Source organism: Streptomyces sp. WM6372 (assembly GCF_001279655.1).
GTDB lineage: Bacteria > Actinomycetota > Actinomycetes > Streptomycetales > Streptomycetaceae > Streptomyces.
Map to the genome: position 1 here is coordinate 36,415 of NZ_LGDB01000186.1, position 25,608 is coordinate 62,022.

General features: G+C 70.9%; 25 protein-coding genes and 1 riboswitch. Of the genes, 14 read left to right on the plus strand and 11 right to left on the minus strand.

What is annotated here, in order from left to right:
* Window positions 1-6: 6 nt before the first annotated feature.
* Both whiG and ADK52_RS19400 read left to right on the plus strand, forming a co-directional pair.
* Window positions 7-843: an RNA polymerase sigma factor WhiG gene (gene whiG, locus ADK52_RS19395; RefSeq protein WP_053691095.1), complete on the plus strand. Its 837-nt coding sequence runs from the start codon at window positions 7-9 to the stop codon at window positions 841-843.
* Window positions 844-895: 52 nt separating this feature from the next.
* Window positions 896-1,453 (plus strand): TetR/AcrR family transcriptional regulator, encoded by a 558-nt coding sequence (locus tag ADK52_RS19400; protein WP_053691096.1) that lies wholly within the window; start codon window positions 896-898, stop codon window positions 1,451-1,453.
* Here the strand turns inward: ADK52_RS19400 and ADK52_RS40235 are convergent.
* Window positions 1,340-1,924, minus strand: coding sequence for a M23 family metallopeptidase (locus ADK52_RS40235; RefSeq protein ID WP_078988457.1), 585 nt, complete (start codon window positions 1,922-1,924; stop codon window positions 1,340-1,342). The genes ADK52_RS19400 and ADK52_RS40235 overlap by 114 nt on opposite strands.
* A 251-nt stretch (window positions 1,925-2,175) precedes the next feature.
* On the opposite strand from ADK52_RS40235, the gene rpsB reads away from it, so the two are divergent.
* From rpsB to ADK52_RS19450, 9 genes are all read left to right on the plus strand, one after another.
* Window positions 2,176-3,066 carry a 30S ribosomal protein S2 gene (gene rpsB / locus ADK52_RS19410; protein WP_053691097.1) on the plus strand — a complete coding sequence of 297 codons (891 nt, stop codon included), beginning with the start codon at window positions 2,176-2,178 and terminating at the stop codon, window positions 3,064-3,066.
* A gap of 134 nt (window positions 3,067-3,200) precedes the next feature.
* Window positions 3,201-4,037 carry a translation elongation factor Ts gene (tsf, locus tag ADK52_RS19415; protein WP_053691098.1) on the plus strand — a complete coding sequence of 279 codons (837 nt, stop codon included), beginning with the start codon at window positions 3,201-3,203 and terminating at the stop codon, window positions 4,035-4,037.
* A 163-nt stretch (window positions 4,038-4,200) separates the two neighbouring features.
* Window positions 4,201-4,980, plus strand: coding sequence for a UMP kinase (gene pyrH, locus ADK52_RS19420; RefSeq protein ID WP_030162523.1), 780 nt, complete (start codon window positions 4,201-4,203; stop codon window positions 4,978-4,980).
* 85 nt (window positions 4,981-5,065) lie between these two features.
* Entirely contained in the window at window positions 5,066-5,623 is a 558-nt protein-coding gene (frr, locus tag ADK52_RS19425) for a ribosome recycling factor (protein WP_030162526.1), read from the plus strand.
* Complete coding sequence (locus ADK52_RS19430; protein ID WP_053691099.1) at window positions 5,623-6,696, plus strand: phosphatidate cytidylyltransferase; 1,074 nt, start codon at window positions 5,623-5,625, stop codon at window positions 6,694-6,696. The genes frr and ADK52_RS19430 overlap by 1 nt, the downstream gene beginning before the upstream one ends.
* Before the next feature lie 161 nt (window positions 6,697-6,857).
* Window positions 6,858-7,970: a 23S rRNA (adenine(2503)-C(2))-methyltransferase RlmN gene (rlmN, locus tag ADK52_RS19435; protein ID WP_053691100.1), complete on the plus strand. Its 1,113-nt coding sequence runs from the start codon at window positions 6,858-6,860 to the stop codon at window positions 7,968-7,970.
* A gap of 26 nt (window positions 7,971-7,996) precedes the next feature.
* Window positions 7,997-8,124, plus strand: a riboswitch (TPP riboswitch).
* 87 nt (window positions 8,125-8,211) lie between these two features.
* Window positions 8,212-9,315, plus strand: a complete 1,104-nt coding sequence (locus ADK52_RS19440; RefSeq protein WP_053691101.1) for a thiamine ABC transporter substrate-binding protein — start codon at window positions 8,212-8,214, stop codon at window positions 9,313-9,315.
* 59 nt (window positions 9,316-9,374) lie between these two features.
* On the plus strand, window positions 9,375-10,991 hold the full coding sequence (locus ADK52_RS19445; RefSeq protein WP_053691132.1) for an ABC transporter permease: 1,617 nt from the start codon (window positions 9,375-9,377) through the stop codon (window positions 10,989-10,991).
* Window positions 10,991-12,013, plus strand: coding sequence for an ABC transporter ATP-binding protein (locus tag ADK52_RS19450; protein ID WP_053691102.1), 1,023 nt, complete (start codon window positions 10,991-10,993; stop codon window positions 12,011-12,013). The genes ADK52_RS19445 and ADK52_RS19450 overlap by 1 nt, the downstream gene beginning before the upstream one ends.
* 81 nt (window positions 12,014-12,094) lie before the next feature.
* Here the strand turns inward: ADK52_RS19450 and ADK52_RS19455 are convergent, their stop codons facing one another.
* From ADK52_RS19455 to ADK52_RS19480, 6 genes are all read right to left on the minus strand, one after another.
* Complete coding sequence (locus tag ADK52_RS19455) at window positions 12,095-13,012, minus strand: hypothetical protein (protein WP_053691103.1); 918 nt, start codon at window positions 13,010-13,012, stop codon at window positions 12,095-12,097.
* Between the two features lie 113 nt (window positions 13,013-13,125).
* Window positions 13,126-14,232, minus strand: a complete 1,107-nt coding sequence (locus tag ADK52_RS19460; RefSeq protein WP_053691104.1) for an LOG family protein — start codon at window positions 14,230-14,232, stop codon at window positions 13,126-13,128.
* Window positions 14,233-14,258: 26 nt separating this feature from the next.
* Window positions 14,259-15,332: a hypothetical protein gene (locus ADK52_RS19465; protein WP_053691105.1), complete on the minus strand. Its 1,074-nt coding sequence runs from the start codon at window positions 15,330-15,332 to the stop codon at window positions 14,259-14,261.
* Window positions 15,314-16,111 carry an ABC transporter ATP-binding protein gene (locus ADK52_RS19470; RefSeq protein WP_053691106.1) on the minus strand — a complete coding sequence of 266 codons (798 nt, stop codon included), beginning with the start codon at window positions 16,109-16,111 and terminating at the stop codon, window positions 15,314-15,316. The genes ADK52_RS19465 and ADK52_RS19470 overlap by 19 nt, the downstream gene beginning before the upstream one ends.
* Before the next feature lie 182 nt (window positions 16,112-16,293).
* Window positions 16,294-17,655: an aspartate aminotransferase family protein gene (locus ADK52_RS19475; RefSeq protein WP_030162551.1), complete on the minus strand. Its 1,362-nt coding sequence runs from the start codon at window positions 17,653-17,655 to the stop codon at window positions 16,294-16,296.
* A 3-nt stretch (window positions 17,656-17,658) separates the two neighbouring features.
* Window positions 17,659-18,162: an Lrp/AsnC family transcriptional regulator gene (locus tag ADK52_RS19480; protein WP_030298396.1), complete on the minus strand. Its 504-nt coding sequence runs from the start codon at window positions 18,160-18,162 to the stop codon at window positions 17,659-17,661.
* A gap of 169 nt (window positions 18,163-18,331) precedes the next feature.
* On the opposite strand from ADK52_RS19480, the gene ADK52_RS19485 reads away from it, so the two are divergent.
* The 3 genes from ADK52_RS19485 to ADK52_RS19495 all read left to right on the plus strand — a co-directional run bounded on the left by ADK52_RS19485 (window position 18,332) and on the right by ADK52_RS19495 (window position 21,654).
* A complete protein-coding gene (locus ADK52_RS19485; RefSeq protein WP_053691107.1) occupies window positions 18,332-19,771 on the plus strand; it encodes a gamma-aminobutyraldehyde dehydrogenase in 1,440 nt (479 codons plus the stop codon).
* A 104-nt stretch (window positions 19,772-19,875) separates the two neighbouring features.
* Window positions 19,876-21,054, plus strand: coding sequence for an ABC transporter substrate-binding protein (locus ADK52_RS19490; RefSeq protein WP_053691108.1), 1,179 nt, complete (start codon window positions 19,876-19,878; stop codon window positions 21,052-21,054).
* 99 nt (window positions 21,055-21,153) lie between these two features.
* Window positions 21,154-21,654, plus strand: coding sequence for a hypothetical protein (locus ADK52_RS19495; protein WP_053691109.1), 501 nt, complete (start codon window positions 21,154-21,156; stop codon window positions 21,652-21,654).
* Here ADK52_RS19495 and ADK52_RS19500 read toward each other — a convergent pair.
* From ADK52_RS19500 to ADK52_RS19515, 4 genes are all read right to left on the minus strand, one after another.
* Window positions 21,621-22,835, minus strand: a complete 1,215-nt coding sequence (locus ADK52_RS19500) for a serine hydrolase domain-containing protein (protein ID WP_053691110.1) — start codon at window positions 22,833-22,835, stop codon at window positions 21,621-21,623. The two genes, ADK52_RS19495 and ADK52_RS19500, sit on opposite strands and share 34 nt — an antisense overlap.
* Before the next feature lie 148 nt (window positions 22,836-22,983).
* The gene (locus ADK52_RS19505) at window positions 22,984-23,694 is read right to left on the minus strand and encodes a response regulator (protein ID WP_053691111.1); all 711 of its coding nucleotides are present in this window, start codon (window positions 23,692-23,694) and stop codon (window positions 22,984-22,986) included.
* Entirely contained in the window at window positions 23,691-24,893 is a 1,203-nt protein-coding gene (locus ADK52_RS19510; RefSeq protein WP_182508535.1) for a sensor histidine kinase, read from the minus strand. Before ADK52_RS19510 ends, ADK52_RS19505 begins: the two co-directional genes overlap by 4 nt.
* Window positions 24,890-25,597 (minus strand): glycerophosphodiester phosphodiesterase, encoded by a 708-nt coding sequence (locus tag ADK52_RS19515; protein ID WP_053691112.1) that lies wholly within the window; start codon window positions 25,595-25,597, stop codon window positions 24,890-24,892. The genes ADK52_RS19510 and ADK52_RS19515 overlap by 4 nt, the downstream gene beginning before the upstream one ends.
* Between the last annotated feature and the right edge of the window lie 11 nt (window positions 25,598-25,608).

Sequence of the window (25,608 nt, forward strand, 5' to 3'; positions counted from 1 at the left end):
CGAAGCATGCCCCAGCACACCTCAGGGTCTGACCGCGCTGCGGTGCCCCCCGCTGCCCGCGGCAGCGTGCGGACCACCGCGCCCTCGTCCCTCGAGGTGCTGTGGCGCTCGTACAAGGAGAGCGGTGACGAGCGGCTGCGGGAGCAGCTGATCCTGCACTACTCGCCCCTGGTGAAGTACGTGGCCGGCCGGGTCAGCGTGGGCCTGCCGCCCAATGTGGAGCAGGCCGACTTCGTCTCCTCCGGCGTCTTCGGGCTGATCGACGCCATCGAGAAGTTCGACATCGAGCGGTCCATCAAGTTCGAGACGTACGCGATCACCCGCATCCGCGGCGCGATGATCGACGAACTGCGCGCCCTGGACTGGATCCCGCGCTCGGTCCGGCAGAAGGCGAGGGCCGTGGAGCGGGCCTACGCCACCCTCGAAGCCCAGCTGCGCCGCACCCCGACCGAGCACGAGGTCGCCGGCGAGATGGGCATCGCCGTGGAGGAACTCCACGCCGTGTTCAGTCAGTTGTCGCTGGCCAACGTGGTCGCCCTGGAGGAGCTGCTGCACGTCGGCGGCGAGGGCGGCGACCGCCTCTCGCTGATGGACACCCTGGAGGACACCGCCGCCGACAACCCGGTGGAGGTGGCCGAGGACCGCGAGCTGCGCAGGCTCCTGGCCGGGGCGATCAACACCCTGCCGGAACGCGAGAAGACCGTGGTCACGCTGTACTACTACGAGGGCCTGACGCTGGCCGAGATCGGCAACGTCCTGGGCGTCACCGAGAGTCGGGTCAGCCAGATCCACACCAAGTCGGTGCTCCAGCTGCGGGCCAAGCTGGCGGACGTGGGCCGGTGAGCTTGCGGCACCTCCGTAGAGTGGACGTGTGCCCAGGATTCGAGCGGCCTCCGTGGCCGAGCACCGGTCGATGCAGCGCGGCGCCCTGCTGGACGCCGCGCGCTCCCTGTTGTCCGAAGGCGGGACGGAAGCGCTGACCTTCCCCGCCCTGGCGGAGCGCACCGGCCTCGCCCGGTCCTCCGTGTACGAGTACTTCCGCTCCCGCGCGGCCGTGGTCGAAGAGCTGTGCGCGGTGGACTTCCCCGTGTGGGCCGCCGAGATCGAGGCGGCGATGGAGCGGGCCGGGTCTCCTGAGGCCAAGATCGAGGCCTACGTACGGAGCCAGCTGGGGCTGGTCGGGGACCGGCGGCACCGGGCGGTGGTCGCGATCTCGGCCAGTGAGCTGGACGCGGGGGCGCGGGAGAAGATCCGTGCCGCGCACGGCGGGCTCGTGGCGATGATCGTGGAGGCGCTGGGCGCCCTCGGGCACGAGCAGCCCCGGCTCGCGGCGATGCTGCTACAGGGGGTCGTCGACGCGGCCGTGCGGCGCATCGAGCTGGGCGCCGCCGAGGATCCCGGTGTGGTCACCGAAGCCGCCGTGGCCATGGCCCTGAGGGGCGTGCGGGGCTGAGGCCCCGAACGCCGGCGGGGCCGGGTCCGGCAGGAGTCGTGGCGCCGGGCGCGGGAGGAGGGTCAGGGGGTTCAGGTACGTCGTGCCTGACAGGAGGCCCCAGTGGAGGCAGGGGCCGCCGCAGTGCGTGCCCTCCGTGAGGACCGCCACCACCTGGCCCGTCGTGACCTCCTCGCCCTCCGCGACCAGCGGCCGGACCGGTTCGTACGTGGTGCGCAGGCCGCCCGGGAGGGTCAGGGACAGGACCCCGCGCCCGGCCACCGGGCCCGCGTAGTACACCCGCCCCGGGCCGACCGCCCTGATCGGCGCGCCCACCGGGGCGGCCAGGTCCACCCCGCGGTGCCCGGCCGCGTACGGGGTCGGGGGCGGATCCCACCAGCGGGCCACCACCAGGGGCGGCGGGAGCGGCCGGGCCCCGGGAACGAGCGCCTGGGCCAGGGTCAGGAGCAGCGTGAGCAGCAGTGTCGTCATACCGTCCAGGTTGCCGCCCGGTCGCGCAGCGTGAGCGGGCCTGTGGACAACCGGCCGGGTGTGGACAACGGCGTCACCTGGCATACCGCCCGGTCCCGTACACTTCTTACGGCGATCCGGGTCACCGGGTCGACTTCGCACGCCCCAGCACCAGCCGCTCAGGCCAGGTGGAAGCGTCTCTCGGTCCCCTTCGTCGGGGGCAGGACGCGGTGGGGCGTCAGGAACCAAACCGAGAAACCAAGGAGATGGCCATGGCCGTCGTAACGATGCGGGAGCTGCTGGAAAGCGGCGTCCACTTCGGTCACCAGACCCGTCGCTGGAACCCGAAGATGAAGCGCTTCATCTTCACCGAGCGCAACGGCATCTACATCATCGACCTGCTCCAGTCGCTGTCGTACATCGACCGCGCCTACGAGTTCGTCAAGGAGACCGTCGCCCACGGCGGCTCCATCATGTTCGTCGGTACCAAGAAGCAGGCCCAGGAGGCCATCGCCGAGCAGGCGACGCGCGTTGGTATGCCGTACGTCAACCAGCGCTGGCTGGGTGGCATGCTCACCAACTTCTCCACCGTCTACAAGCGCCTCCAGCGTCTGAAGGAGCTTGAGGCGATCGACTTCGAGGACGTCGCCGCCTCGGGTCTCACCAAGAAGGAGCTCCTGGTCCTCTCCCGCGAGAAGACCAAGCTGGAGAAGACCCTCGGTGGTATCCGCGAGATGTCGAAGGTCCCCAGCGCCGTCTGGATCGTCGACACCAAGAAGGAGCACATCGCCGTCGGTGAGGCGCGCAAGCTCCACATCCCGGTCGTCGCGATCCTCGACACCAACTGTGACCCCGACGAGGTCGACTACAAGATCCCGGGCAACGACGACGCGATCCGCTCCGTCACCCTGCTCACCCGCGTGATCGCCGACGCCGTCGCCGAGGGCCTCATCGCCCGCTCCGGCGCTGCGACCGGCGACTCGAAGCCGGGCGAGAAGGCCGCCGCCGAGCCGCTCGCCGAGTGGGAGCGCGACCTGCTCGAGGGCGAGAAGAAGGACTCCGCCGACGAGTCTGCTGAGGCCGCCCCGGCCGAGGCCGCTGTCGAGGCCCCCGCGGCCGAGGCCGTCGTCGAGGCTCCGGCCGCCGACACCGAGCAGGCCTGACCCTCTGAGAGAGCCCGGCGTTCATCCGCCGGGCACTCGCAGCACGGACGATGACGGCGGGGGAGCCGCGCCTGGGGCGCGCTCCTCCGCCGTTCACCCGTAGATCTACGACTTCGAGAGAGAATCACAGACTCATGGCGAACTACACCGCCGCTGACGTCAAGAAGCTCCGCGAGCTCACCGGCGCCGGCATGCTGGACTGCAAGAACGCGCTGGTCGACTCCGACGGTGACGTCGACAAGGCCGTCGAGGCGCTCCGTATCAAGGGTCAGAAGGGCGTCGCCAAGCGCGAGGGCCGTTCTGCCGAGAACGGTGCCGTCGTGTCCCTCATCGCCGACGACAACACCTCCGGTGTCATCGTCGAGCTGAAGTGCGAGACGGACTTCGTCGCGAAGGGCGAGAAGTTCCTCGCCGTCGCCAACGAGCTGGCCGCGCACGTCGCCGCCACCTCCCCGGCCGACATCGAGACGCTCCTCGCGTCCGAGATCGCCCCCGGCAAGACCGTCACGGCCTTCGTGGACGAGGCGAACGCCAACCTCGGCGAGAAGATCGTCCTGGACCGCTTCGCGCAGTTCACCGGCGGTTACGTCGCGTCGTACATGCACCGCACCATGCCCGACCTGCCGTTCCAGATCGGTGTCCTGGTCGAGCTCGACAAGGAGAACGCCGAGGTCGCCCGCGGCGTCGCGCAGCACATCGCCGCGTTCGCGCCGAAGTGGCTGTCCGCCGAGGACGTCCCGGCCGAGGTCGTCGAGTCCGAGCGCCGCGTCGCCGAAGAGGTCACCCGCGCGGAGGGCAAGCCCGAGGCCGCCCTCCCGAAGATCGTCGAGGGTCGTGTCAACGGCTTCTTCCGCGACAACACGCTCCTTGGCCAGGCGTACGCGCTGGACGCCAAGAAGTCCGTCCAGAAGGTTCTGGACGAGGCCGGTGTCACCCTGGTGCGTTTCTCGCGCATCAAGGTCGGCATCTGAGTCCGTCCTGACAACGACGGACACCGGACCCCGGTAGGGTCTGAAGCAGTCGTCCGCGTGCGCGCGGAACGACCGCAGATCTGACGAGGAGGCCATTGCCGTAGAGGGAACCGCGAGGACCCACCGGCAATGGCCTTCTTCGTATGTGCACGAGGAGATCTCCATGAATCAGGGCGTGGACCCCCACACCGCTTCCGACGACAAGAGCGACCACGACAAGAAGGGCCGCCGCTTCATGCTGAAGCTGTCGGGCGAAGCCTTCTCCGGTGGTGGAGGACTGGGCGTCGACCCCGACGTCGTCCATGCCATCGCGCGCGAAATCGCCGCGGTGGTCCGTGACGGCGCGGAGATCGCCGTCGTGATCGGCGGCGGAAACTTCTTCCGCGGCGCCGAACTCCAGCAGCGCGGCATGGACCGTGCGCGGTCCGACTACATGGGCATGCTCGGCACCGTCATGAACTGCCTCGCCCTCCAGGACTTCCTGGAGAAGGAAGGCATCGACTCCCGTGTGCAGACCGCCATCACCATGGGCCAGGTCGCGGAGCCGTACATCCCGCTGCGCGCCGTACGGCACCTGGAGAAGGGCCGCGTCGTGATCTTCGGCGCCGGCATGGGCATGCCGTACTTCTCCACCGACACCACGGCCGCCCAGCGGGCCCTGGAAATCGACGCCGAGGCCCTGCTCATGGGCAAGAACGGCGTCGACGGGGTCTACGACTCCGACCCGAAGAAGAACCCCGACGCGGTGAAGTTCGACGCGCTGGAGTACAGCGAGGTGCTGTCCCGCGACCTCAAGGTCGCCGACGCCACCGCCATCACGCTGTGCCGCGACAACAAGCTGCCGATCCTGGTCTTCGAGCTGCTCGCCGAGGGCAATATCGCCCGCGCCGTCAAGGGTGAGAAGATCGGCACGCTCGTGAGCGACCAGGGCACCCGGGCCTGAGCGTTCCGACGCCGGGCCCGGCCCCACTGGGCCGAGCCCGCCCCGCCCGCCTGAACCATCCATATCTGACATGCAGGAGCACGTGGTGATCGAAGAAATCCTCCTCGAGGCCGAGGAGAAGATGGAGAAGGCCGTCGTCGTCGCCAAGGAAGACTTCGCCGCGATCCGCACCGGTCGTGCGCACCCGGCGATGTTCAACAAGATCGTGGCGGACTACTACGGCGCCATCACGCCCATCAACCAGCTCGCCTCCTTCTCGGTGCCCGAGCCGCGCATGGCGATCGTGACCCCGTTCGACAAGAGCGCCCTGCGCAACATCGAGCAGGCCATCCGCGACTCCGACCTGGGCGTCAACCCCAGCAACGACGGCAATATCATCCGGGTGACCTTCCCCGAGCTGACGCAGGACCGCCGCAAGGAGTACATCAAGGTCGCGCGCACCAAGGCCGAGGACTCCAAGGTCTCGATCCGCGCCGTCCGCCGCAAGGCGAAGGACTCCCTCGACAAGCTCGTCAAGGACAAGGAGTCCGGCGAGGACGAGGTGCGCCGCGCGGAGAAGGAGCTCGACGACACCACCGCGAAGTACGTCGCGCAGGTCGACGAGCTGCTCAAGCACAAGGAAGCCGAGCTCCTCGAGGTCTGATGAACGACTCTCCCTGGGCCACGGAGCCGGTTCCGGCGGGTCCCGCATACGATGCGCTGGTGGGCCCGCACACTCGGCCCATGCCCATCGTGCCCGATGCCGCCGGCCGTGACTTCGACGACCGGGAAGCACGCGATCGGGGGGCCGCCACCGACGGCGGCCCCCCGTTCCGCGCCGAGACGCCGCCGCAGGAGCCCATGCCCAGCCCCCCGCCCCCGCCCTCGCCGGCCCCGCAGGACGCCACGCCCCCGCCGAAGAAGCGGGCGGGGCGAGACCTGCGTGCCGCCATAGGGGTCGGTGTCGGCCTCGGTGCGGTGATCTTCGCTTCGCTGTTCATCGTCAAGGCGGTCTTCGTCGGCGTCATCGTCGTCGCGGTCGTCGTGGGCCTGTGGGAGCTCACCTCCCGGCTCCAGGAGAAGAAGGGCATCAAGGCGCCGCTCGTCCCGCTCGCGGTCGGCGGCGCCGCCATGGTCATCGCCGGATACGTCCGGGGGGCCGAGGGTGCCTGGGTGGCCATGGCCCTGACCGCGCTGGCGGTCCTGGTCTGGCGGATGACCGAACCGCCCGAGGACTACCTCAAGGACGTCACGGCGGGCGTCTTCGCGGCGTTCTACGTGCCCTTCCTGGCCACCTTCGTCGCGATGCTGCTCACCGCGGACGACGGGCCGGAGCGCGTGGTCACGTTCCTGCTGCTGACCGTGGTCAGCGACACCGGGGCGTACGCGGTGGGCTGGCGCTTCGGCAAGACCAAGCTGGCGCCGCGCATCAGCCCCGGCAAGACCCGCGAGGGCCTGTTCGGCGCGGTGGCCTTCGCGATGGCGGCCGGCGCTCTCTGCATGGAGTTCCTGATCGACGGCGGCATCTGGTGGCAGGGCCTGCTGCTCGGTCTCGCGGTCGCGGTCAGCGCCACGCTGGGCGACCTCGGCGAGTCGATGATCAAGCGGGACCTGGGCATCAAGGACATGGGCACGCTCCTCCCGGGCCACGGCGGCATCATGGACCGGCTCGACTCCTTGCTGCCGACCGCCCCGGTGGTGTGGCTGCTGCTCGCCGCGTTCGTCGGCACCGGCTGAAACGGGGCTCCCGCGGCTTCCGGCCGGCGGGCTGTTCACCAGGGCAACCCCGCTGAGCTGGGACGACGTACGTCTGAAGGCTTTGGGTGGGTCCGGGCGGTTACTCTTGAAAGGCGCGCTGCTTCTGCGGCGCGCCTTTCGTCTTACGAGGAGTACCAGCCATGGCCCGCCCTGTCCCGGGAGAGCTCACCTTCGTCGCCCCTCGCGGGGCCAAGAAGCCGCCCCGGCACCTCGCCGACCTCACGCCCGAGGAGCGTCGCGAGGCGGTCGCCGCGATCGGCGAGAAGCCCTTCCGGGCCAAGCAGCTCTCGCAGCACTACTTCGCCCGGTACGCGCACGACCCGGCCGAGTGGACCGACATCCCGGCGGGCTCGCGGGAGAAGCTCCAGCAGGAACTGCTGCCCGACCTGATGAGCGTCATCCGGCACATCTCGTGCGACGACGACACCACGCGCAAGACCCTGTGGAAGCTGCACGACGGCACGCTCGTCGAGTCCGTGCTGATGCGCTACCCCGACCGGGTCACCATGTGCATCTCCTCGCAGGCCGGCTGCGGCATGAACTGCCCGTTCTGCGCCACCGGCCAGGCGGGCCTGGACCGCAACCTGTCCACCGCCGAGATCGTCCACCAGATCGTCGACGGCATGCGCGCGCTGCGCGACGGCGAGGTTCCCGGCGGCCCGGCCCGGCTGTCCAACATCGTCTTCATGGGCATGGGCGAGCCGCTGGCCAACTACAAGCGGGTCGTCGGCGCGATCCGCCGCCTCACCGACCCCGAGCCCGACGGCCTGGGCTTGTCGCAGCGCGGCATCACCGTCTCCACCGTCGGCCTGGTCCCGGCGATGCTGCGCTTCGCCGACGAGGGCTTCAAGTGCCGCCTCGCGGTCTCGCTGCACGCGCCGGACGACGAGCTGCGCGACACCCTCGTCCCCGTGAACACCCGCTGGAAGGTCCGCGAGGTCCTCGACGCGGCGTGGGAGTACGCCGAGAAGTCCGGCCGCCGGATCTCCATCGAGTACGCCTTGATCCGCGACATCAACGACCAGGCCTGGCGCGGCGACCTCCTCGGCCGACTGCTCAAGGGCAAGCGCGTCCACGTCAACCTGATCCCGCTGAACCCGACGCCGGGCTCGAAGTGGACCGCCTCGCGTCCCGAGGACGAGAAGGCCTTCGTGGAGGCCATCGCCCGCCACGGCGTGCCGGTGACCGTACGGGACACCCGCGGCCAGGAGATCGACGGCGCCTGCGGTCAGCTCGCCGCGAGCGAGCGGTAGGCTGACCCGCGTATATCTGAATACTCATATTCCGACAGGGGAGCGCCACAGCGCTGAGAGTGCGGCACCACGCTTCTAGGACGAGCACAGCGGCCGCAGACCCTCTGAACCTTGCCCAGGTCATTCTGGGTAGGAAGTTCGGTCACCACCTCAAGCTGTTGCGCCCTGCCCGGGCGCCCGCTCCACCGGAGCGCCCGGGCAGGGCCGCGTCTTCTCCTGGTCAACCCAGGAGGAATGTTCCGTGAGCACCACCAGGAAGATCGCGGGTGCGGCGCTGGCCGCGGCCCTCGGTGTCAGCACGCTCGCCGCGTGCGGCGGCGCCAAGACCAAGGACGAGTCCGCGGCCGGCGCGAGCGATGCGCCGAAGTCCAAGACGGTCACGCTCGTCTCGCACGACTCCTTCAACGTGACCGACACGGTCCTCAAGGAGTTCGAGCAGCAGAGCGGCTACACCGTCAAGGTCCTGAAGTCCGGGGACGCGGGCGCCGCCCTCAACCAGGAGATCCTCACCAAGGGCTCCCCGCGCGGCGACGTCTTCTTCGGTGTGGACAACACGCTCCTCTCGCGCGCCCTCGACAACGGGATCTTCACGCCGTACGAGGCCAAGGGCCTGGCCGACGTGAAGCCCGAGTACGTGCTCGACAAGGAGCACCGGGTCACCCCGATCGACTCCGGCGACATCTGCGTCAACTACGACAAGGCGTACTTCGCCGACAAGAAGCTCGCCCCGCCGCAGACGCTGGACGACCTGGTCAAGCCGGAGTACAAGAACCTGCTGGTCACCGAGAACGCGGCGACCTCCTCGCCGGGCCTCGGCTTCCTGCTCGCCTCCGTCGGCAAGTACGGGGAGGACGGCTGGAAGGACTACTGGAGCAAGCTCAAGGCCAATGGCGTCGAGGTCGTCGACGGCTGGGAGCAGGCCTACAACGAGCGCTTCTCCGGTTCGGCGGGCGGCAAGAAGGCCAAGGGCGACCGGCCGCTGGTCGTCTCGTACGCCTCCAGCCCGCCGGTCGAGGTCCTGTACGGGGAGCCCCAGCCGGCCGAGGCCCCCACGGGCGTGGCCACCGGCACCTGCTTCCGGCAGGTCGAGTTCGCGGGCCTGCTCAAGGGCGCGAAGAACGAGGCGGGCGGCAAGGCGCTCCTCGACTTCCTGGTGAGCAAGAAGTTCCAGGAGGACATGCCGCTCCAGATGTTCGTGAACCCGGTGGTCAAGGACGCGAAGCTGCCGGAGCTGTTCACGAAGCACGGCGTGGTCATCGAGAAGCCCGAGAACGTGGCTCCCGAGACGATCGCCAAGAACCGTGAGCAGTGGGTCAAGGCATGGTCCTCGCTCGTCGTGAAGTAGGACGCGAGAGCACTCCCGTGAAGGAGGGCGCGCGCGGTACGGCCGTCCGGCTCCTGCTGATGGCCGTACCGCTCGCCTTCTTCGGGCTGTTCTTCGCCTACCCCGTGGCCGCGATCGTCGGCCGCGGGATCAAGACCGACGAGGGCTGGCAGTTCGGCCGGATCGGCGAGGTGCTGACCCGGCCCGACATCGCCGACGTGCTCTGGTTCACCACCTGGCAGGCGTTCGCGTCCACGGCGCTCACGCTCCTGATCGCGCTCCCCGGCGCGTACGTCTTCGCGCGCTTCGAGTTCCCCGGCAAACAGCTGCTGCGGGCGCTGGTCACGGTCCCGTTCGTGCTGCCGACGGTGGTGGTCGGCACCGCCTTCCTGGCGCTGGTCGGGCGGGGCGGACTGCTGGACGAGCTGTGGGGCGTCCGGCTGGACACCACCGTGTGGGCGATCCTGCTCGCGCACGTCTTCTTCAACTACGCCGTCGTCGTACGGACGGTCGGCGGGCTCTGGGCGCAGCTGGACCCGCGCCAGGAGGAGGCCGCCCGGGTGCTGGGCGCCGGGCGGTTCGCCGCCTGGCGGCGGGTGACCCTGCCCGCGCTCGGGCCGGCGGTGGCCGCGGCCTCGCTGATGGTGTTCCTGTTCACGTTCACCTCCTTCGGCGTCGTGCAGATCCTCGGCGGGCCCTCGTACGCCACCTTGGAAGTGGAGGTCTACCGGCAGACCGCGCAGCTGCTGGACCTGCCGACGGCCGCCGTCCTCACGATGGTCCAGTTCGTGGCGGTCGGCCTGATCCTCGGCGTCCACGCCTGGACCGTGCGCCGGCGGGAGACCGCCCTGCGGCTGGTCGATCCGGCGCGGACCGCGCACCGGCCGAGCGGTCCGGGCCAGCGCGCCCTGCTGGGCGGGGTGCTGCTGACGGTGGCGCTGCTGATCGTGGCCCCGCTGGCGGTGCTGGTGGAGCGCTCCCTCGATGCGCCCGGCGGGTACGGGTTCGGCTTCTACCGGGCGCTCCAGGACGTGGGCGCGGGCGGCGGAACGTTCCTGGTGCCCCCGCTGGAGGCCATCTGGAACTCCCTCCAGTACGCGCTCGCCGCCACCGCCATCGCCCTGCTGATCGGGGGGCTCGCGGCCGCGGCACTGACCCGGCGCGCGGGCCGGTTCGTGCGCGGGTTCGACGCGCTGCTGATGCTCCCGCTGGGGGTGTCGGCGGTGACGGTCGGCTTCGGGTTCCTGATCACCCTGGACGAGCCGCCGCTGGATCTGCGGACCTCGTGGATCCTGGTGCCGCTCGCGCAGGCGCTGGTGGGCGTGCCGTTCGTCGTACGGACCATGCTGCCGGTGCTGCGCGCCGTGGACGGGCGGCTGCGCGAGGCCGCTGCCGTGCTCGGGGCGTCGCCGCTGCGGGCCTGGCGGGAGGTGGACCTGCCGCTGGTGCGGCGGGCGCTGCTGATCGCGGCCGGATTCGCCTTCGCCGTGTCGCTGGGGGAGTTCGGCGCGACCGTCTTCATCGCCCGGCCCGACCGTCCGACGCTGCCGGTGGCCGTGGCGCGGCTGCTGGGGCGGGCCGGCGAGATGAACTACGGGCAGGCGATGGCCCTGAGCACGATTCTGATGCTGGTGTGCGCGGTGTCCCTGCTGGTGCTGGAGCGGCTGCGCCCCGACAAGACCTCGGGAGAGTTCTGATGACGTTGCTCGAACTGGCCGGGGTGTCGGTCCGCTTCGGCGAGCGCGCCGTCGTCGACGCGGTCGACCTGGAGGTCGCCGAGCACGAGATCGTATGCGTGCTCGGGCCCAGCGGAAGCGGCAAGTCCACGCTGCTGCGGGTGGTGGCCGGGCTCCAGCCGGTCTCGGCGGGGCGGGTCCTGCTCGGCGGGGCGGACCAGGCGCGGGTGCCGGCGCACCGGCGCGGGGTCGGCCTCATGTTCCAGGACCACCAGCTGTTCCCGCACCGGGACGTGGGCGGGAACGTCGCGTTCGGGCTGCGCATGCGGGGCTCCGCCCGGGCGGCGTACGAGGCCCAGGTCGCGCAGTTGCTGGAGCTGGTCGGGCTCCCCGGGGCCCAGGGCCGCTCGGTGGCCTCGCTGTCGGGCGGTGAGCAGCAGCGGGTGGCCCTGGCCCGGGCGCTGGCCCCTTCGCCGCGGCTGCTGATGCTGGACGAACCGCTGGGGCAGCTGGACCGGGGGCTGCGCGAGCGGCTGGTGGTGGAGCTGCGGGGGCTGTTCTCCCGGCTCGGGACCACGGTGCTGGCCGTCACGCACGACCAGGGGGAGGCCTTCGCCCTGGCCGACCGGGTGGTGGTGATGCGGGACGGGCGCATCGCGCAGGCCGGGACCCCGCTGGAGGTGTGGCAGCGGCCGGCTTCGGAGTTCGTGGCGCGGTTCCTCGGCTTCGAGAACGTGATCCCGGCGACGGTGGTGGGCGGGGCCGCGGCCACGGCGTGGGGGAAGGTGCAGGTGCCGCCCGGTTCGCCGGAGGGGGAGCGGCGGATCCTGATCCGGCCGGCCGGGGTGGTGCTGACGGCTGCCGGGCTGCGCTGCGAGGTGGTGTCGCGGACGTTCCGGGGCACGCATGTCGCGCTGCTGCTGAGGCCGGAGGCGGGGCCGGTGCTGGAGGCGGAGTGCGGGCTGGCCGGGGCGCCGGCCGTGGGCGACCGGGTCGCCGTGTCCTTCACCCCGGCGGAAGTCGTCGTCCTTCCGGCGGGCTAGGTCGTCGCTTTCGGACCCGGCAAGATCCGGAAGAGACGACCTGGGCCCGGGGCTGCGTCCCGGGCCTCGTGGTGTCCGCCCTCAGACGCCGGCGGGGCTGGACCGGGGGCTGGGTTCCTCGGCGGGGGCTTCCTCCGCGCCGTCGTGGTTGCCGTACCAGGCGACCGCCACCGCGCCCGTGACGGCCAGGACGAAGCCGAGGACCGCCAGCCAGGCCAGGCCCGGGCGGGAGGCGTCGCCCAGCCACAGGACGCCGATCGCGCCCGGCAGGACCGTCTCGCCGACGACCAGCGCGGCCGTCGCGCCGTTCACCGATCCGATCTGCAGGGCGACCGTGTGCAGGTACATGCCGCCGACGCCGGCCAGCAGGATGGCGTAGAGCGCCGGGTCGGCGAGCAGGGCGCCGAGGTCGAACGGGTCGATGCCGTCGAGGATCCGGACGCCGACGCCCAGCGCGCCGAAGGCCAGGCCCGACAGCAGGCCCGCGAGGATCGCCGCCCGGGCACCCAGGAGGTGGACGGCCACCGTGCCGCCCGCGATGATCAGCAGGGTCACCCCGAACAGCCACCAGTGCGTGGACATCGGGGCGTGGTGGCCGCCCTCGTGGCCCGCCGCCGTCGCCAGCAGGACCAGCGCCGCGCAGACGACGCCGATCGAGGTCCATTCCTTGCGGGTCAGCCGGATGCCCAGCATCTTCACGCTGAGCACGGCCGTGATCACCAGGTTGGCGCTGATCACCGTCTGGGACAGGAACAGCGGCAGCAGCCGGGCGGCCAGCGCGCCCAGCCCGAAGCCCACGAAGTCCAGGATGGTGCCGACGATGAACTCCCACGTCATCGCCGCCTTCGCGGTGGACGAGAGGTTCGGGCCGCCGTGCGCGGTCACCCCCGCGGCGGGCGGGGACATCCGGGCCGCCCTGCGCGAGCCCACGGCTTGCAGGACGGATCCCGTGCCGTAGCAGATGGACGCCGCGATCGCGGTCAGCAGGCCTATGAGCACCGAGGGCTCCGTTCACGTCTGGCAGGTTTTGCGAGTTGATTACCTATGGCAGACGTGTGATCGGGCCGGGAAGTTGCCTCGGGCCGTCCGCTGTTTCATCCGGTCCGTCGCGTTCAGTCCGTCGCGTTCATCGCCGTGAGCACGGCGGGCACTTCGTCCACCGAGTCGACCAGCGCGATCCGCGACTCCATCGCGCGCCCGCGCGCCAGGGCCTGGAGCAGCGGCCACGCCGGCAGGTGCTCGGTCCAGTGCGTACGTCCGACCAGCACCATCGGCGTCGGCTCGCCCCGCGACTCGTAGTAGTTCGGCGTCGCGTTGTCGAATATCTCCTGGAGGGTGCCCGCGGCGCCCGGCAGGAAGACCACGCCCGCGTTCGACCGGGCGAGCAGCCCGTCCTCGCGGGTGGCGTTCGCGAAGTACTTGGCGATGTGGCCGGCGAAGGCGTTCGGCGGCTCGTGCCCGTAGAACCAGGTGGGGATGCCCACCGAGTCGCCGCCGCCGGGCCAGCGGTCCCGTACGGTGAAGGCCGCCCGCGCCCAGTCGGACACCGAGGGGACGAAGGACGGCGCCTTGGCCAGGATTTCCAGGGCCTCCGCCAGGGCCTCGTCGGGGGCGGACGCCAGGTACGCGCCGAGGTTGGCCGCCTCCATCGCGCCCGGGCCGCCGCCGGTGGCCACCGTCAGTCCGGACCGGGCCAGCTTCCGCCCGAGCTCCGCCGCGCCCTGGTAGTCGAGGCCGCCGCGGGCCATCGCGTGGCCGCCCATGACGCCCACCACGCGGGCGCCGGCGAGGTGTTCGTCGAGCGCGTCGGAGATCGCGTCGTCGTGGACGGACCGCAGCATCGAGGAGAAGACGTCGCCGTCCGCCTTGGTCTCCTGGAACCAGGCGTACGACTGGGCGTCCGGGGTGGTCTCGTAGCCGTCGGACAGACCCGCGAACAGCTCGTCGGCGGTGTACAGCAGGCCGCGGTACGGGTCGAAGGGCAGGTCCGGGACGGGCGGGAAGACGAGCGCGCCGTCCGCGCGCACCTTCGCCGAGGCGTCGGGCTCCATCGCGCAGCCGAGGAAGACGGCCGCGGAGGTGTCGGCGGACAGCAGGGCGAACGTGCGCTCCAGGAGGTTGACCGACTGGACCCGGTAGCCGCTGAGCGAGCCGCGGGCCGCGACCCGGTCGAATTCGGCGAGCGTCTCGATCTCGGTGTCGATGTATCCGTTGACCATTCGGCCCACCCTAAGGGCTGCCCCTGTCAGCGGGTCAATGCCAGCGAGGTCAGCTGTGCCACACCCCATACGACCGGTCCGCACACGGCCACCAGCGCGGTGGCGCGCAGCGTCGCGGCCGTACGCAGGACCCCGCGCGGAGTGCCCAGCTCGCGCAGGGCCGTCCGGACGGCCGAGCGGTCCTGGCGGACCTCGACGGCCCGGGTGAGTAGGGTCGCGGCCGCGCACAGCACCACCAGGGCGCAGGCCGGCCCGGTCAGCGGGCCGAGCGGGACGCCGAAGCCGCCCCGCTCGCGCAGGGCCGCGGCGGTCAGGGCGCCCGCGCCGACCGCGCACAGCACCCCGAGGGGCCGGCCCAGCCGGGGCGCCTCCTCCTGGAGCGCCCGCCCGGCCAGCAGCCGCAGGGCGCCCGGGCGGACCGCCTGGACCAGGGCCCCGCAGGCGTAGGCGATTCCGGGGCCGGCGAGGGAGAGCCCGACGGCGGTGAGCGCCCAGCCGGCCGGCATCCCGGCGCCGCCGGGGCCCGCGTACGCCTCGACCGCCAGTCCGCAGGCGGTGAGGGCGATGCCCCAGGGCAGGGCGGTCTGAAGGGCCAGCGGCGGGTGCGGGCGCAGGGCCAGGGCCGTGGCGGCGCAGGCGGCCAGCGGGATCAGGGCCAGCAGGGTGAGGGCGGCCGCCACCGGCAGCGGCCGGTCGGCGTGCAGGAGTCCGGCCCCGGCCCCGTCGAAGGGCAGCCCCGTCAACTCGCCCCGCAGGTGCAGGAAGGCCGCCAGGGCCAGGGCGCTGCCCAGGGTGCAGGCGATCGCGGTGGAGACCACCGCGACGAGGAGCAGCCGTACGGGGCCCAGCCCGACGGCGTCCAGTCCTTCACGGGGCCGGGTCGCGGGGTCGGTCCGGGCGACGGCGACCGCGAACTGCACGGTGACGGCGAGCGGGACCAGGGCCCACAGCAGGCGCGGGAACGATCCGGCAGGCCGGGCGGTGGCCCCGGCGAGCACGTACAGCAGGAGGAATCCGGTACCGGCGCCGGCGGCGGCGACGAGCAGCCGGCGCAGCTGGACGGCCGGGCGGGAGCCGCGGGCTAGGCGGAGAGCGAGCACGCGGCCTGGCCCTCCGGGGTCTCGTCGGGCGGACCGCCGACACCGCCGACACCGTCCATGCCGGTGGCACCGCTGACGGCGGCCGCGGTCGCGGCGGGCCGCCCGTCGAGCAGTTCGACCCGGCGGTCGGCGACGGCCGCGCTCTCCTCGTCATGGGTGGCCAGCAGCACGGTGATCCCGTGCGAGCGGGCCGCGGTGGTGAGCGTACGGAGCAGCAGGGCGCGCTCGGCGCGGTGCAGCGGGGCGGTGGGCTCGTCGGCGAAGACGACCGCGGGCTCCTTGACCAGGGCCCGGGCGAGGGCGACCCGCTGGGACTCGGCGCGGGTCAGCGCGCCGGGGCGCTTGCGGGCGAAGGCGCCGATGTCGAGCCGGTCCAGCCATGCGCAGGCGGCGGCCTTGGCGGTGCGGTGGGAGGCGCCCAGGACCAGCAGCGGCAGGGCGGCGTTCTCCCACACCTTGAGCTCGGGCAGCAGCGCGGGGTCGGGGCCGATCCAGCCGAAGCGGTCGCGGCGCAGCCGTTCGCGGGCCATCGCGCCCATGGTGTGGACGGGCACGCTGTTGAACCAGATCTCGCCCTGGTCGGGCACCAGATGCCCCGACAGGCAGCGCAGCAGGGTGGTCTTCCCGCTGCCGCGCGGGCCGGTCAGGGCCAGGATCTCGCCCTGGCGGACGCCCACCGAGACCCCGATGAGGCCGGGTGAACCGGTGTGGGAGTAGTGAACGGACCGTGCCCAGAGGACGTCATTGTCCGGTGGGGCGTTGTCCGGTGGAGCCACCATGGCGTACACCTCCGTCCGGGGGAACGAAGCGGAACCGGTTCGGTCACTGGCGCCGCACTGAGATGTAAAGAGATGAACGTCTTGGATGGTGACAGCACACGGCCCGGACCCCCGCGTTCTCACTCGAACGGGGGATCCGGGCCGTGTGGTTCGGACCGTTTGCCGCTGGCCGGTCCCGAGCTCTAGAGCTTGGTCCACGCCTCGGTGAGCACCGAGCGCAGGATGCCCTCGATCTCGTCGAAGGTGCCCTGGTCCGCGATCAGCGGCGGGGCCAGCTGGATGACCGGGTCGCCACGGTCGTCGGCCCGGCAGTACAGACCGTTCTCGAAGAGCGCCTTGGAGAGGAAGCCGTAGAGCACGCGCTCGGTCTCCTCGTCCGTGAAGGACTCCTTGGTGACCTTGTCCTTGACGAGCTCGATGCCGTAGAAGAAGCCGTTGCCGCGGACGTCGCCGACGATGGGCAGGTCGTGCAGCTTCTTCAGCGTCGAGAAGAAGGCGTCCTCGTTGTCCAGCACGTGCTGGTTGAGGCCTTCCTTGTCGAAGATGTCGAGGTTGGCGAGCGCCACCGCGGAGGACACCGGGTGTCCGCCGAACGTGTAGCCGTGCAGGAAGGTGTTGTCGCCCTTGTAGAACGGCTCGGCGATGCGGTCCGAGACGATGCAGGCACCGATCGGGGAGTAGCCCGAGGTCATGCCCTTGGCGCAGGTGATCATGTCGGGCACGTAGCCGAACTTGTCACAGGCGAACATCGTGCCGAGGCGGCCGAAGGCGCAGATCGTCTCGTCGGAGACGAGGAGCACGTCGTACTCGTCGCAGATCTCGCGGACCCGCTGGAAGTACCCGGGCGGCGGCGGGAAGCAGCCGCCGGCGTTCTGCACCGGCTCCAGGAAGACGGCGGCGACGGTGTCGGCGCCCTCGAACAGGATCTCCTGCTCGATCTGGTCGGCGCACCAGCGGCCGAAGGCCTCGGGGTCGTCGCCGTAGATCGGGGCGCGGTAGATGTTGGTGTTCGGCACCTTGTGCGCGCCGGGCACCAGCGGCTCGAAGGGGGCCTTCAGAGCCGGGAGGCCGGTGATGGACAGGGCGCCCTGCGGGGTGCCGTGGTAGGCGACCGCGCGGGAGATGACCTTGTACTTGGTGTGCTTGCCCTGCAGCTTGAAGTACTGCTTCGCCAGCTTCCACGCGGTCTCGACGGCCTCGCCGCCACCGGTGGTGAAGAAGACCTTGTTCAAGTCGCCCGGGGCGTAGTCGGCGAGGCGCTCGGCGAGCTCCACGGCCTTGGGGTGCGCGTACGACCAGATGGGGAAGAACGCGAGTTCCTGCGCCTGCTTGTAGGCGACCTCGGCCAGTTCCTTGCGGCCGTGACCGGCGTTGACCACGAACAGTCCGGCGAGACCGTCCAGGTAGCGCTTGCCCTTGTCGTCGAAGATGTAGGTGCCCTCACCCCGCACGATGGTGGGGACGGGGGAGTTCTCGTACGACGACATGCGGGTGAAGTGCATCCACAGGTGGTCGTACGCGGTCTTGGAGAGGTCCTGGCTCACGGGCTATCGAGTTCCCCACATGTAGGTCTGCTTCTTCAGCTTCAGATAAACGAAGCTTTCGGTTGATCGCACGCCGGGGAGCGCGCGGATCTTCTTGTTGATCGTCTCCAGCAGGTGGTCGTCGTCCTCGCAGACGATCTCCACCATCAGGTCGAACGAGCCCGCGGTCATGACCACGTACTCGCACTCGGCCATCTGGGTCAGTGCGTCGGCCACTGGGTCGAGGTCTCCCTCGACGTTGATGCCGACCATGGCCTGGCGTCGCAGGCCCACGGTGAGCGGGTCGGTGACGGCGACGATCTGCATGACGCCCTGGTCGAGCAGCTTCTGCACGCGCTGGCGCACGGCTGCCTCCGACAGGCCGACGGCCTTGCCGATCGCTGCGTAGGGACGGCGACCGTCCTCCTGCAGTTGCTCGATGATCGCCAGGGACACAGCATCGACCGAAGGGGACGGTTGTCTGTTCCTGGAATCTGCGCTTCGACTGACCACGACCTCACTGTGCACGAGGAGTCGTCTGTTCCGCAAGACGGAATCGATGAAATCCGTTGTTTGTGGTCCGTGATCTCACTGATTTCGTAGTTCGTGGCGTCTGGCCCTGCCGAAAGCGTCCGCCTAGGGGCTAGGATTGGGATTCGTCTCAATCGTTGGACATGTGATCAGGAGTGTGGCTGGAGTGACCACCGAACTGCGTCGTCTGCGCAACTACATCGGCGGAGAGTTCAAGGACGCCGCCGACGGGCGGACCACCGAGGTGGTCAACCCCGCCACGGGCGAGGTGTACGCCACTGCCCCGCTCTCCGGCCAGGCCGATGTCGACGCCGCCATGGCCGCCGCCGCGGCCGCCTTCCCGGGCTGGCGCGACACCACCCCGTCGGAGCGCCAGAAGGCCCTGCTCAAGATCGCGGACGCCTTCGAGGCGCGCGCGGACGAGCTCGTGGCCGCCGAATCGGAGAACACCGGCAAGCCGCTGGGCCTCACGGCCAGCGAGGAGCTGCCGCCGATGGTGGACCAGATCCGCTTCTTCGCGGGTGCGGCCCGTCTCCTGGAGGGCCGCTCGGCCGGCGAGTACATGGAGGGGATGACCTCGATCATCCGCCGTGAGCCGGTCGGCGTATGCGCCCAGGTCGCGCCGTGGAACTACCCGATGATGATGGCCGTGTGGAAGTTCGCCCCGGCCATCGCCGCGGGCAACACCGTGGTGCTCAAGCCCTCGGACACCACCCCGGCCTCGACCGTCCTCATGGCCGAGATCATCGACTCCGTCCTGCCCAAGGGCGTCTTCAACGTCATCTGCGGTGACCGCGAGACCGGCAAGGCCATGGTCGAGCACTCCACCCCGGCGATGGCCTCCATCACCGGCTCGGTGCGCGCCGGCATGCAGGTCGCCGAGAGCGCCGCGAAGGACGTCAAGCGCGTCCACCTGGAGCTCGGCGGCAAGGCCCCGGTCGTCGTCTTCGAGGACGCCGACATCGCCAAGGCCGTCGAGGACATCGCGGTCGCCGGCTACTTCAACGCCGGCCAGGACTGCACCGCCGCGACCCGTGTGCTCGTGCACGAGTCCATCCACGACGAGTTCGTGACCGCCCTCGCCAAGGCCGCTGCCGACACCAAGACCGGCGCCCCGGACGACGAGGACGTGCTCTACGGCCCGCTGAACAACCCGAACCAGCTCAAGCAGGTCGCGGGCTTCATCGAGCGCCTCCCGGCGCACGCCAAGGTCGAGGCCGGCGGCCACCAGGTCGGCGACAAGGGCTACTTCTACGCCCCGACCGTGGTCTCGGGCCTCAAGCAGGACGACGAGATCATCCAGAACGAGGTCTTCGGCCCCGTCATCACCGTCCAGTCCTTCACGGACGAGACCCAGGCGCTGGAGTACGCGAACGGCGTCGAGTTCGCCCTCGCCTCCTCCGTGTGGACCAAGGACCACGGCCGCGCGATGCGGATGTCCAAGAACCTCGACTTCGGCTGCGTGTGGATCAACACCCACATCCCGCTCGTCGCCGAGATGCCCCACGGCGGCTTCAAGAAGTCCGGCTACGGCAAGGACCTCTCCGCCTACGGCTTCGAGGACTACACCCGCATCAAGCACGTGATGACCTCGCTCGACGGCTGATCCGTCTCCGCGGAGATCGCATCGATCACCGAAGGGGCTTGAGAGGGCGGGCAGTAGACAATGTGTCTATTGCCCGCCCTCCTCCATTCCCCGAGGCTTTGCCCATGCCTGAACTCGCCTTCTCCCGCCGCGCGGCGCTGCGCGGCCTCGGTGCCGCCGGCCTGTTCGCGGCCCTGACCGGCTGCGGTGTGCCCGCCGCGTTCGTCCCCGAGGACCGGCGGGGAGGACCGGACCGCTCCGACCGGGACAAGCGGGTGGCCTTCTCGAACTGGCCGCTGTACATCGACACCGACGACGAGGACGAGGAGCGCCGGCCCACGCTGGACGCCTTCTCGGAGAAGACCGGCATCGAGGTCCGGTACACCGAGGAGATCAACGACAACGACGAGTTCTTCGGCAAGGTCAGCCCGGCCCTGATGAACCACCAGGAGACCGGCCACGACCTGGTGGTGGTCAGCGACTGGATGGCCGCCCGCTTCGTCCACCTGGGCTGGGCCCAGAAGATGGACCGTGCGGCGCAGCCCAACGTGGCCGCCCACCTGGACCCGCAGCTGCGGTCCCCCGCCTTCGACGAGGGCCGCCTGCACACCGTCCCGTGGCAGTCGGGGATCACCGGCATCGCCTACAACCGCAAGGCGCTGGGCCGGGAGATCAAATCCGTCCGGGACCTGTGGCACCCGGACCTCGCCGGCAAGGTCACCCTCTTCTCCGGCCTGGACGAGTCCTTCGCCCTGCTGATGCAGGGCAACGGCGTGGACGTCACCCGGTGGACCGAGTCCGACTTCCACCGGATGTGCGACCAGGTGGAGAGCATGGTGAAGAAGAAGCACATCCGCCGCTTCACCGGCAACGACTACACGTCCGACCTGAGCAAGGGCGACGTCCTGGCCTGCCAGGCGTACTCCGGCGACGCCATCCAGCTCCAGGCCGACAACCCCGACATCGAGTTCGTGGTCCCGGAGGAGGGCGCCGAGCTCTGGGCGGAGAGCCTGCTCGTGCCCAACCTGGCCCGGCACAAGGCCAACGCCGAGGCCCTGGTCGACTACTACTACGCCCCCGAGGTGGCAGCCGAGCTCGCCGCCGCCGTCAACTACGTCTGCCCGGTCCCGGCCGCCCGCGAGGTCCTGGCCGCCTCCGAGGACAAGGAGACCGCCGCACTCGCGGAGAACCCGCTGATCTTCCCCGACGAGGAGATGCGCAAGCGGCTCGTCGTGGCCCGCGACATCTCCTCGGCCGAGCGCCGCTCCCTCGCCCAGCGCTGGAACGCCATCGTCGGCCTCTGAACGCCCGACGCCAGGGGAACAAACACGATCCCGCCACAGAACTGAACATGTTCAGGAAATTTGCTGAACGTGTTCAGAAACTGGCGTACGCTTCCTTCCATGAGCGAGAGAAGCGCCCTTCAGCGGCGGATCCGTGCCTGGCTGGTCCTGTTCATCGTCTGCCTCGTGCTCAGCGGTCTCACCGCCTTCCCCCTGGTCAGCGAACTCCACTGGGCCAACTCCCTGGTGTCCCACGAGTGGCTCCGGCGGGTGGGTGACGGGCTGGACCGGGCCGACGCCGACTACCCCTTCCTCCTCTACGGCACCGACTGGCTCGCCTTCGCCCACCTGGTGATCGCGGTCTTCTTCTACGGGGTCCACCGCGACCCCGTCCGCAACGTATGGATCGTCGAAGCCGGCATGATCGCCTGCGCCGGCGTGATCCCCCTCGCCCTGATCTGCGGCCCCATCCGGGGTATCCCCTTCGGGTGGAGCCTGATCGACATGTCCTTCGGCGTGTTCGGGGCCGGACCCCTGCTGGTGCTCCGCCGCATGATCAAGCGCCTGGAGGCCATGCCGGTCGAGGACTACCGGGCGAAGGCCGCCGCGACGATCCCGTAGGCCACCTTGTTCATGTCCTGTCCCTTGGCGTCGGTGGAGTTGACCGAGTAGACGAGGGTGCGCGAGAGATCGCGCGTCCCGCCGATCACGGTGCTGTAGCCGTACCGGGAGCCCGTCTTGCCGTAGACCTTCGTGCCGTCGGGCAGGACGAACAGCTTCAACCCCGCTGTCTGCACGGCGTCCTCCCCGGACTCGAAGTCCTTGACCGCGGGCACCGTGAACATCTCCTCCAGCTGCGCCTTCGGCACCACCCGGCCCGCGAACAGGGCCCGGGTGAACTTCTCCAGGTCCTCCGTGGTCGATATCAGGTCCCCGGCGGCCCAGTTGGACGAGGAGTTCCAGTCGGTCACGTCCACCAGCGTGCTCCCGCCGCCCTGCTTCTCCACGGCCTGGTAGCCCTGGTGGTGCGGGCCCGCGATCCGGTTCTCCTCCCTCGCCGGAACCGACGTGTGGCGCAGGCCGAGCGGCTTCAGGATCCTTGCGGACAGGGCCTGTTCGTACGTCGTGCCCGTCAGCTTCTCGATCAGCACGCCCAGCACCGTGTAATCGATGTTGAGGTAGTGCTGCTTCTCGCCCGGCCGGAACTCCGGGCCCTTCGCCACCGCGTCGGCGATCAGCGCGTGCGGATCGACGACGTCGAACCGGTGGGTGTACTGCTCCTCGAAGGAATCCCCGGGCCCGTCGGCCGGCCGGATGCCGCTCGTGTAGTTCAGCAACTGCCGGACGCTCACGGGCTCGAAGCCCTTCGGACCGGACGGCAGCAGCCCCGGCAGGTACTGCTGCACCGGCTTGTCCAGATCGACCTTGCCCTCGGCGGCCAGCTGGAGCACCATCGCCGCCGTGAAGGTCTTCGTCACCGAACCCGCCCGGAACCGGGCGTCATCGAACGCCTTGCGTCCGGTGCGGACATCGGCCACGCCGGAACTGCCCACCCAGCGGCCGCTCGTACCGCCCACCCGGACCAGCGCGGCCGTCGCGTCCTTGCTGTCAGGGCCGACGCCGGCGATCGCCTTGCGCAGCGCCGCCGCGTCGGGCGCGGTCGTGTAGAGCGGTGGCGTCGTGGCGCCCGCCGACGCCGGCACGGTCACCGCCGCGCTCACCGCGGCATGGGCAACAGCCGGACCGGCCGCGATGCCCAGGACCAAGGCGGTGGCGACCAGCGTGCGCGTACGTACCCTCATGGCGGAAATCTCCCCTGTGAACCATCCGGGCCCCAGCGGCCCCGATGACTCAATGCTGCAGGTCACAGGGGTGCCCGCGGATCACCAACGAGAGTGGTCTTCGCCGGTACGACAACTCACCGGCGCGAGGGATCCGACCGTCGCCCTCTCACTCCCCGGAGGGAGATACCCGAGAGCCAGCCCCGCCCCCGGGCCCCGTCCCGGCCGCGATCAGGCCCGTCTCGTACGCGCAGATCACCGCCTGGATCCGGTCCCGCAGCCCCAGCTTCGCCAGCACGTGGCCCACATGCGACTTCACCGTGTGCTCGCTCACCACCAGCGCGGCCGCGATCTCCGCGTTCGACAGCCCCCGCCCCAGATGCAGCAGCGTCTCCCGCTCCCGCGCCGTCAGCACCTCCAGCCGCTGCGCCGGCAGTGCCCCCACCGCCGGCCGCGCCGTCGCCGCCGTGTACTCCTCGATCAGCCGCCGTGCCACCGACGGCGCCAGCAGCGAGTCGCCCGCCGCCACCACCCGTACGGCATGCACCAGATCGTCCCGCCGCACGTCCTTCAGCAGGAACCCGCTCGCCCCCGCGTGCAGCGCCTCGTACACGTACTCGTCCGAGTCGAAGGTCGTCAGCATCACCGTCCGGCACGAGCTCCCGGCCGAGATCGTCCGGCACGCCCCGATCCCGTCGAGTACCGGCATCCGGACGTCCAGCAGCGCCACGTCCGGCCGCAGCTCCCGCACCGCCGCCACCGCCGCCGCGCCGTCCCCGACCTCCGCGACGACCTCGATGTCCTCCTGCGCCTCCAGGATCATCGCGAAGCCGCTGCGCACCAGCTCCTGGTCGTCCGCCACCACCACACGGATCGTCAACGCCCCACCTCCAGCGGCGAGGTTACTAGCACCACGCGGACCGAGAACCCCAGGCCACCGGGGCCCGGACCGAACTCCGCCGTACCACCGTGCGCCGCCGCCCGCTCCCGGATCCCGATCAGCCCGTGCCCCCCTGACGGCAGGCCGGGGGGAGCCTGCGCCACCGTTCCCGGGCCCCGCCCGTCGTCCGTCACCGTCACCGTGAGCTCCCGGGGCCCGTACGCCAGCCCTACCGACACCTCCGACGCCCCGGCGTGCTTCACCACGTTCGTCAGCGCCTCCTGCACCACCCGGTGCACCGTCGCCTCCAGCGGCGCCGGCAACGCGCGCACCGCGCCCGTGCGCTCGTACGCGACCCGCGGACCGCTGTCCCGGACCCGCTCCAGCAGCCCCGGCAGCTCCTCGATCCCGGGCTGCGGCGACCGCGGAGCCGCCTCGCGCGCCGCCCCCTCCGTCCGCAGCACGCCCAGCATGGTCCGCAGCTGCGCCATCGCCTCCCGCCCCGTCCCGGCGATCGCGTCGAACGCGGCCTCCGCCCGCTCGGGCGCCCCGCGCACCGCCACCGGACCGGCCTCCGCCTGCACGATCATGATGCTGACCGCGTGCGAGAGGATGTCGTGCATCTCCCGCGCTATCCGGGCCCGTTCGCGCGCGGCAGCCTGCTCCGCCTCGATCCGGTTCGCCCGCTCCAGCTCCGCGGCCCGCGCTTCGACGGCGGCCGTGTACGCCTGCCGGGTGTACTGGAGCCGCCCCAGCGCGTAGGCCGCCGCGAAGACGAACAGCGCGAACAGCAGCTCCTTGGCCGTCCCGGTGTTGAGCGCCACGGAGACGAGGATCAGCCCGGTCAGGGTGACGCCCATCGCGATCCGCACCCGGGCCGGGCACAGCAGCGCCATCGTGTACACGCCGATCAGCGGGGCGTACGGCAGTGGCTGCCCGGGGCCGTCCAGCGCCAGGGTGTAGAGCGAGCCGGCCGCGACCATCCCGAAGATCGCCGCCACGGGCGCCCGCCGACGCCACACCAGCGGTACGTTGCCCAGCGTCGTCAGCAGGTACGCGGGCCAGGTGGCCGGCGAATCCAGCGGATCGCGGGGCACGACGAACGGAATCGTCGTCGCCACCTGGACCAGCAGCGCCAGACCCAGGTCCTGCCACCGCGGATCCGCCCGCCGGACCCGCTCCCCCCAGGCGCGTATCACCGCCCGGGCCGCCCGAGCCCGGCCCGTACGCGGGACAGTACGTCCAGCCGGTTGGTGGTGACGGAGTCCACGCCGGCCGCGATCAGCCGGCGCATCGACCACGCCGTGTCCGCGGTCCAGGCCGAGACCAGCAGGCCCTCCCGGTGGAGGGCGTCGGTCAGCTCCCGGTCCACCAGCCCGAAGCGGTAGTTGAGCCAGGACGGCGCCACCGCGTCGATCAGCACCCGGCGCGGCGGCGACAGCGTGGTCCACGTCAGCGCGATCTCGGCACCCGGATCGGCCGCGCGCACGGCCAGCATCGTGTCCGGGCCCGCGCAGTAGTACGTACGGTCGCGCGCCCCGCACTCCCGGACCTGGCCGACGACCGTCCGTACGGCCTCGGCCGTGGCCCCGGGCAGGTCGATCATCACCCGGCCCGCGCCGGCCGCCATCAGCGCCTCGCGCAGCGTCGGGACCACGCCCTGCGTCAACTCCTTCAGCTGCGGGGCCGTGACGGCGTCGAGCCGCACGTCATGGCCCCACAGCCGCTGGAGCGTCTCGTCGTGGAGGAGGACCGGCACCCCGTCGCGGGTCAGCCGTACGTCGATCTCCACCGCGTCCGCCCCGCGTGCGAAGGCCGAGCGGATCGAGGGCAGGGTGTTCTCACGGACACGGTACGGATCGCCGCGGTGGCCTACGGCCGTCAGGGTGCGCATGGCACCCATTGTCAGGGGGC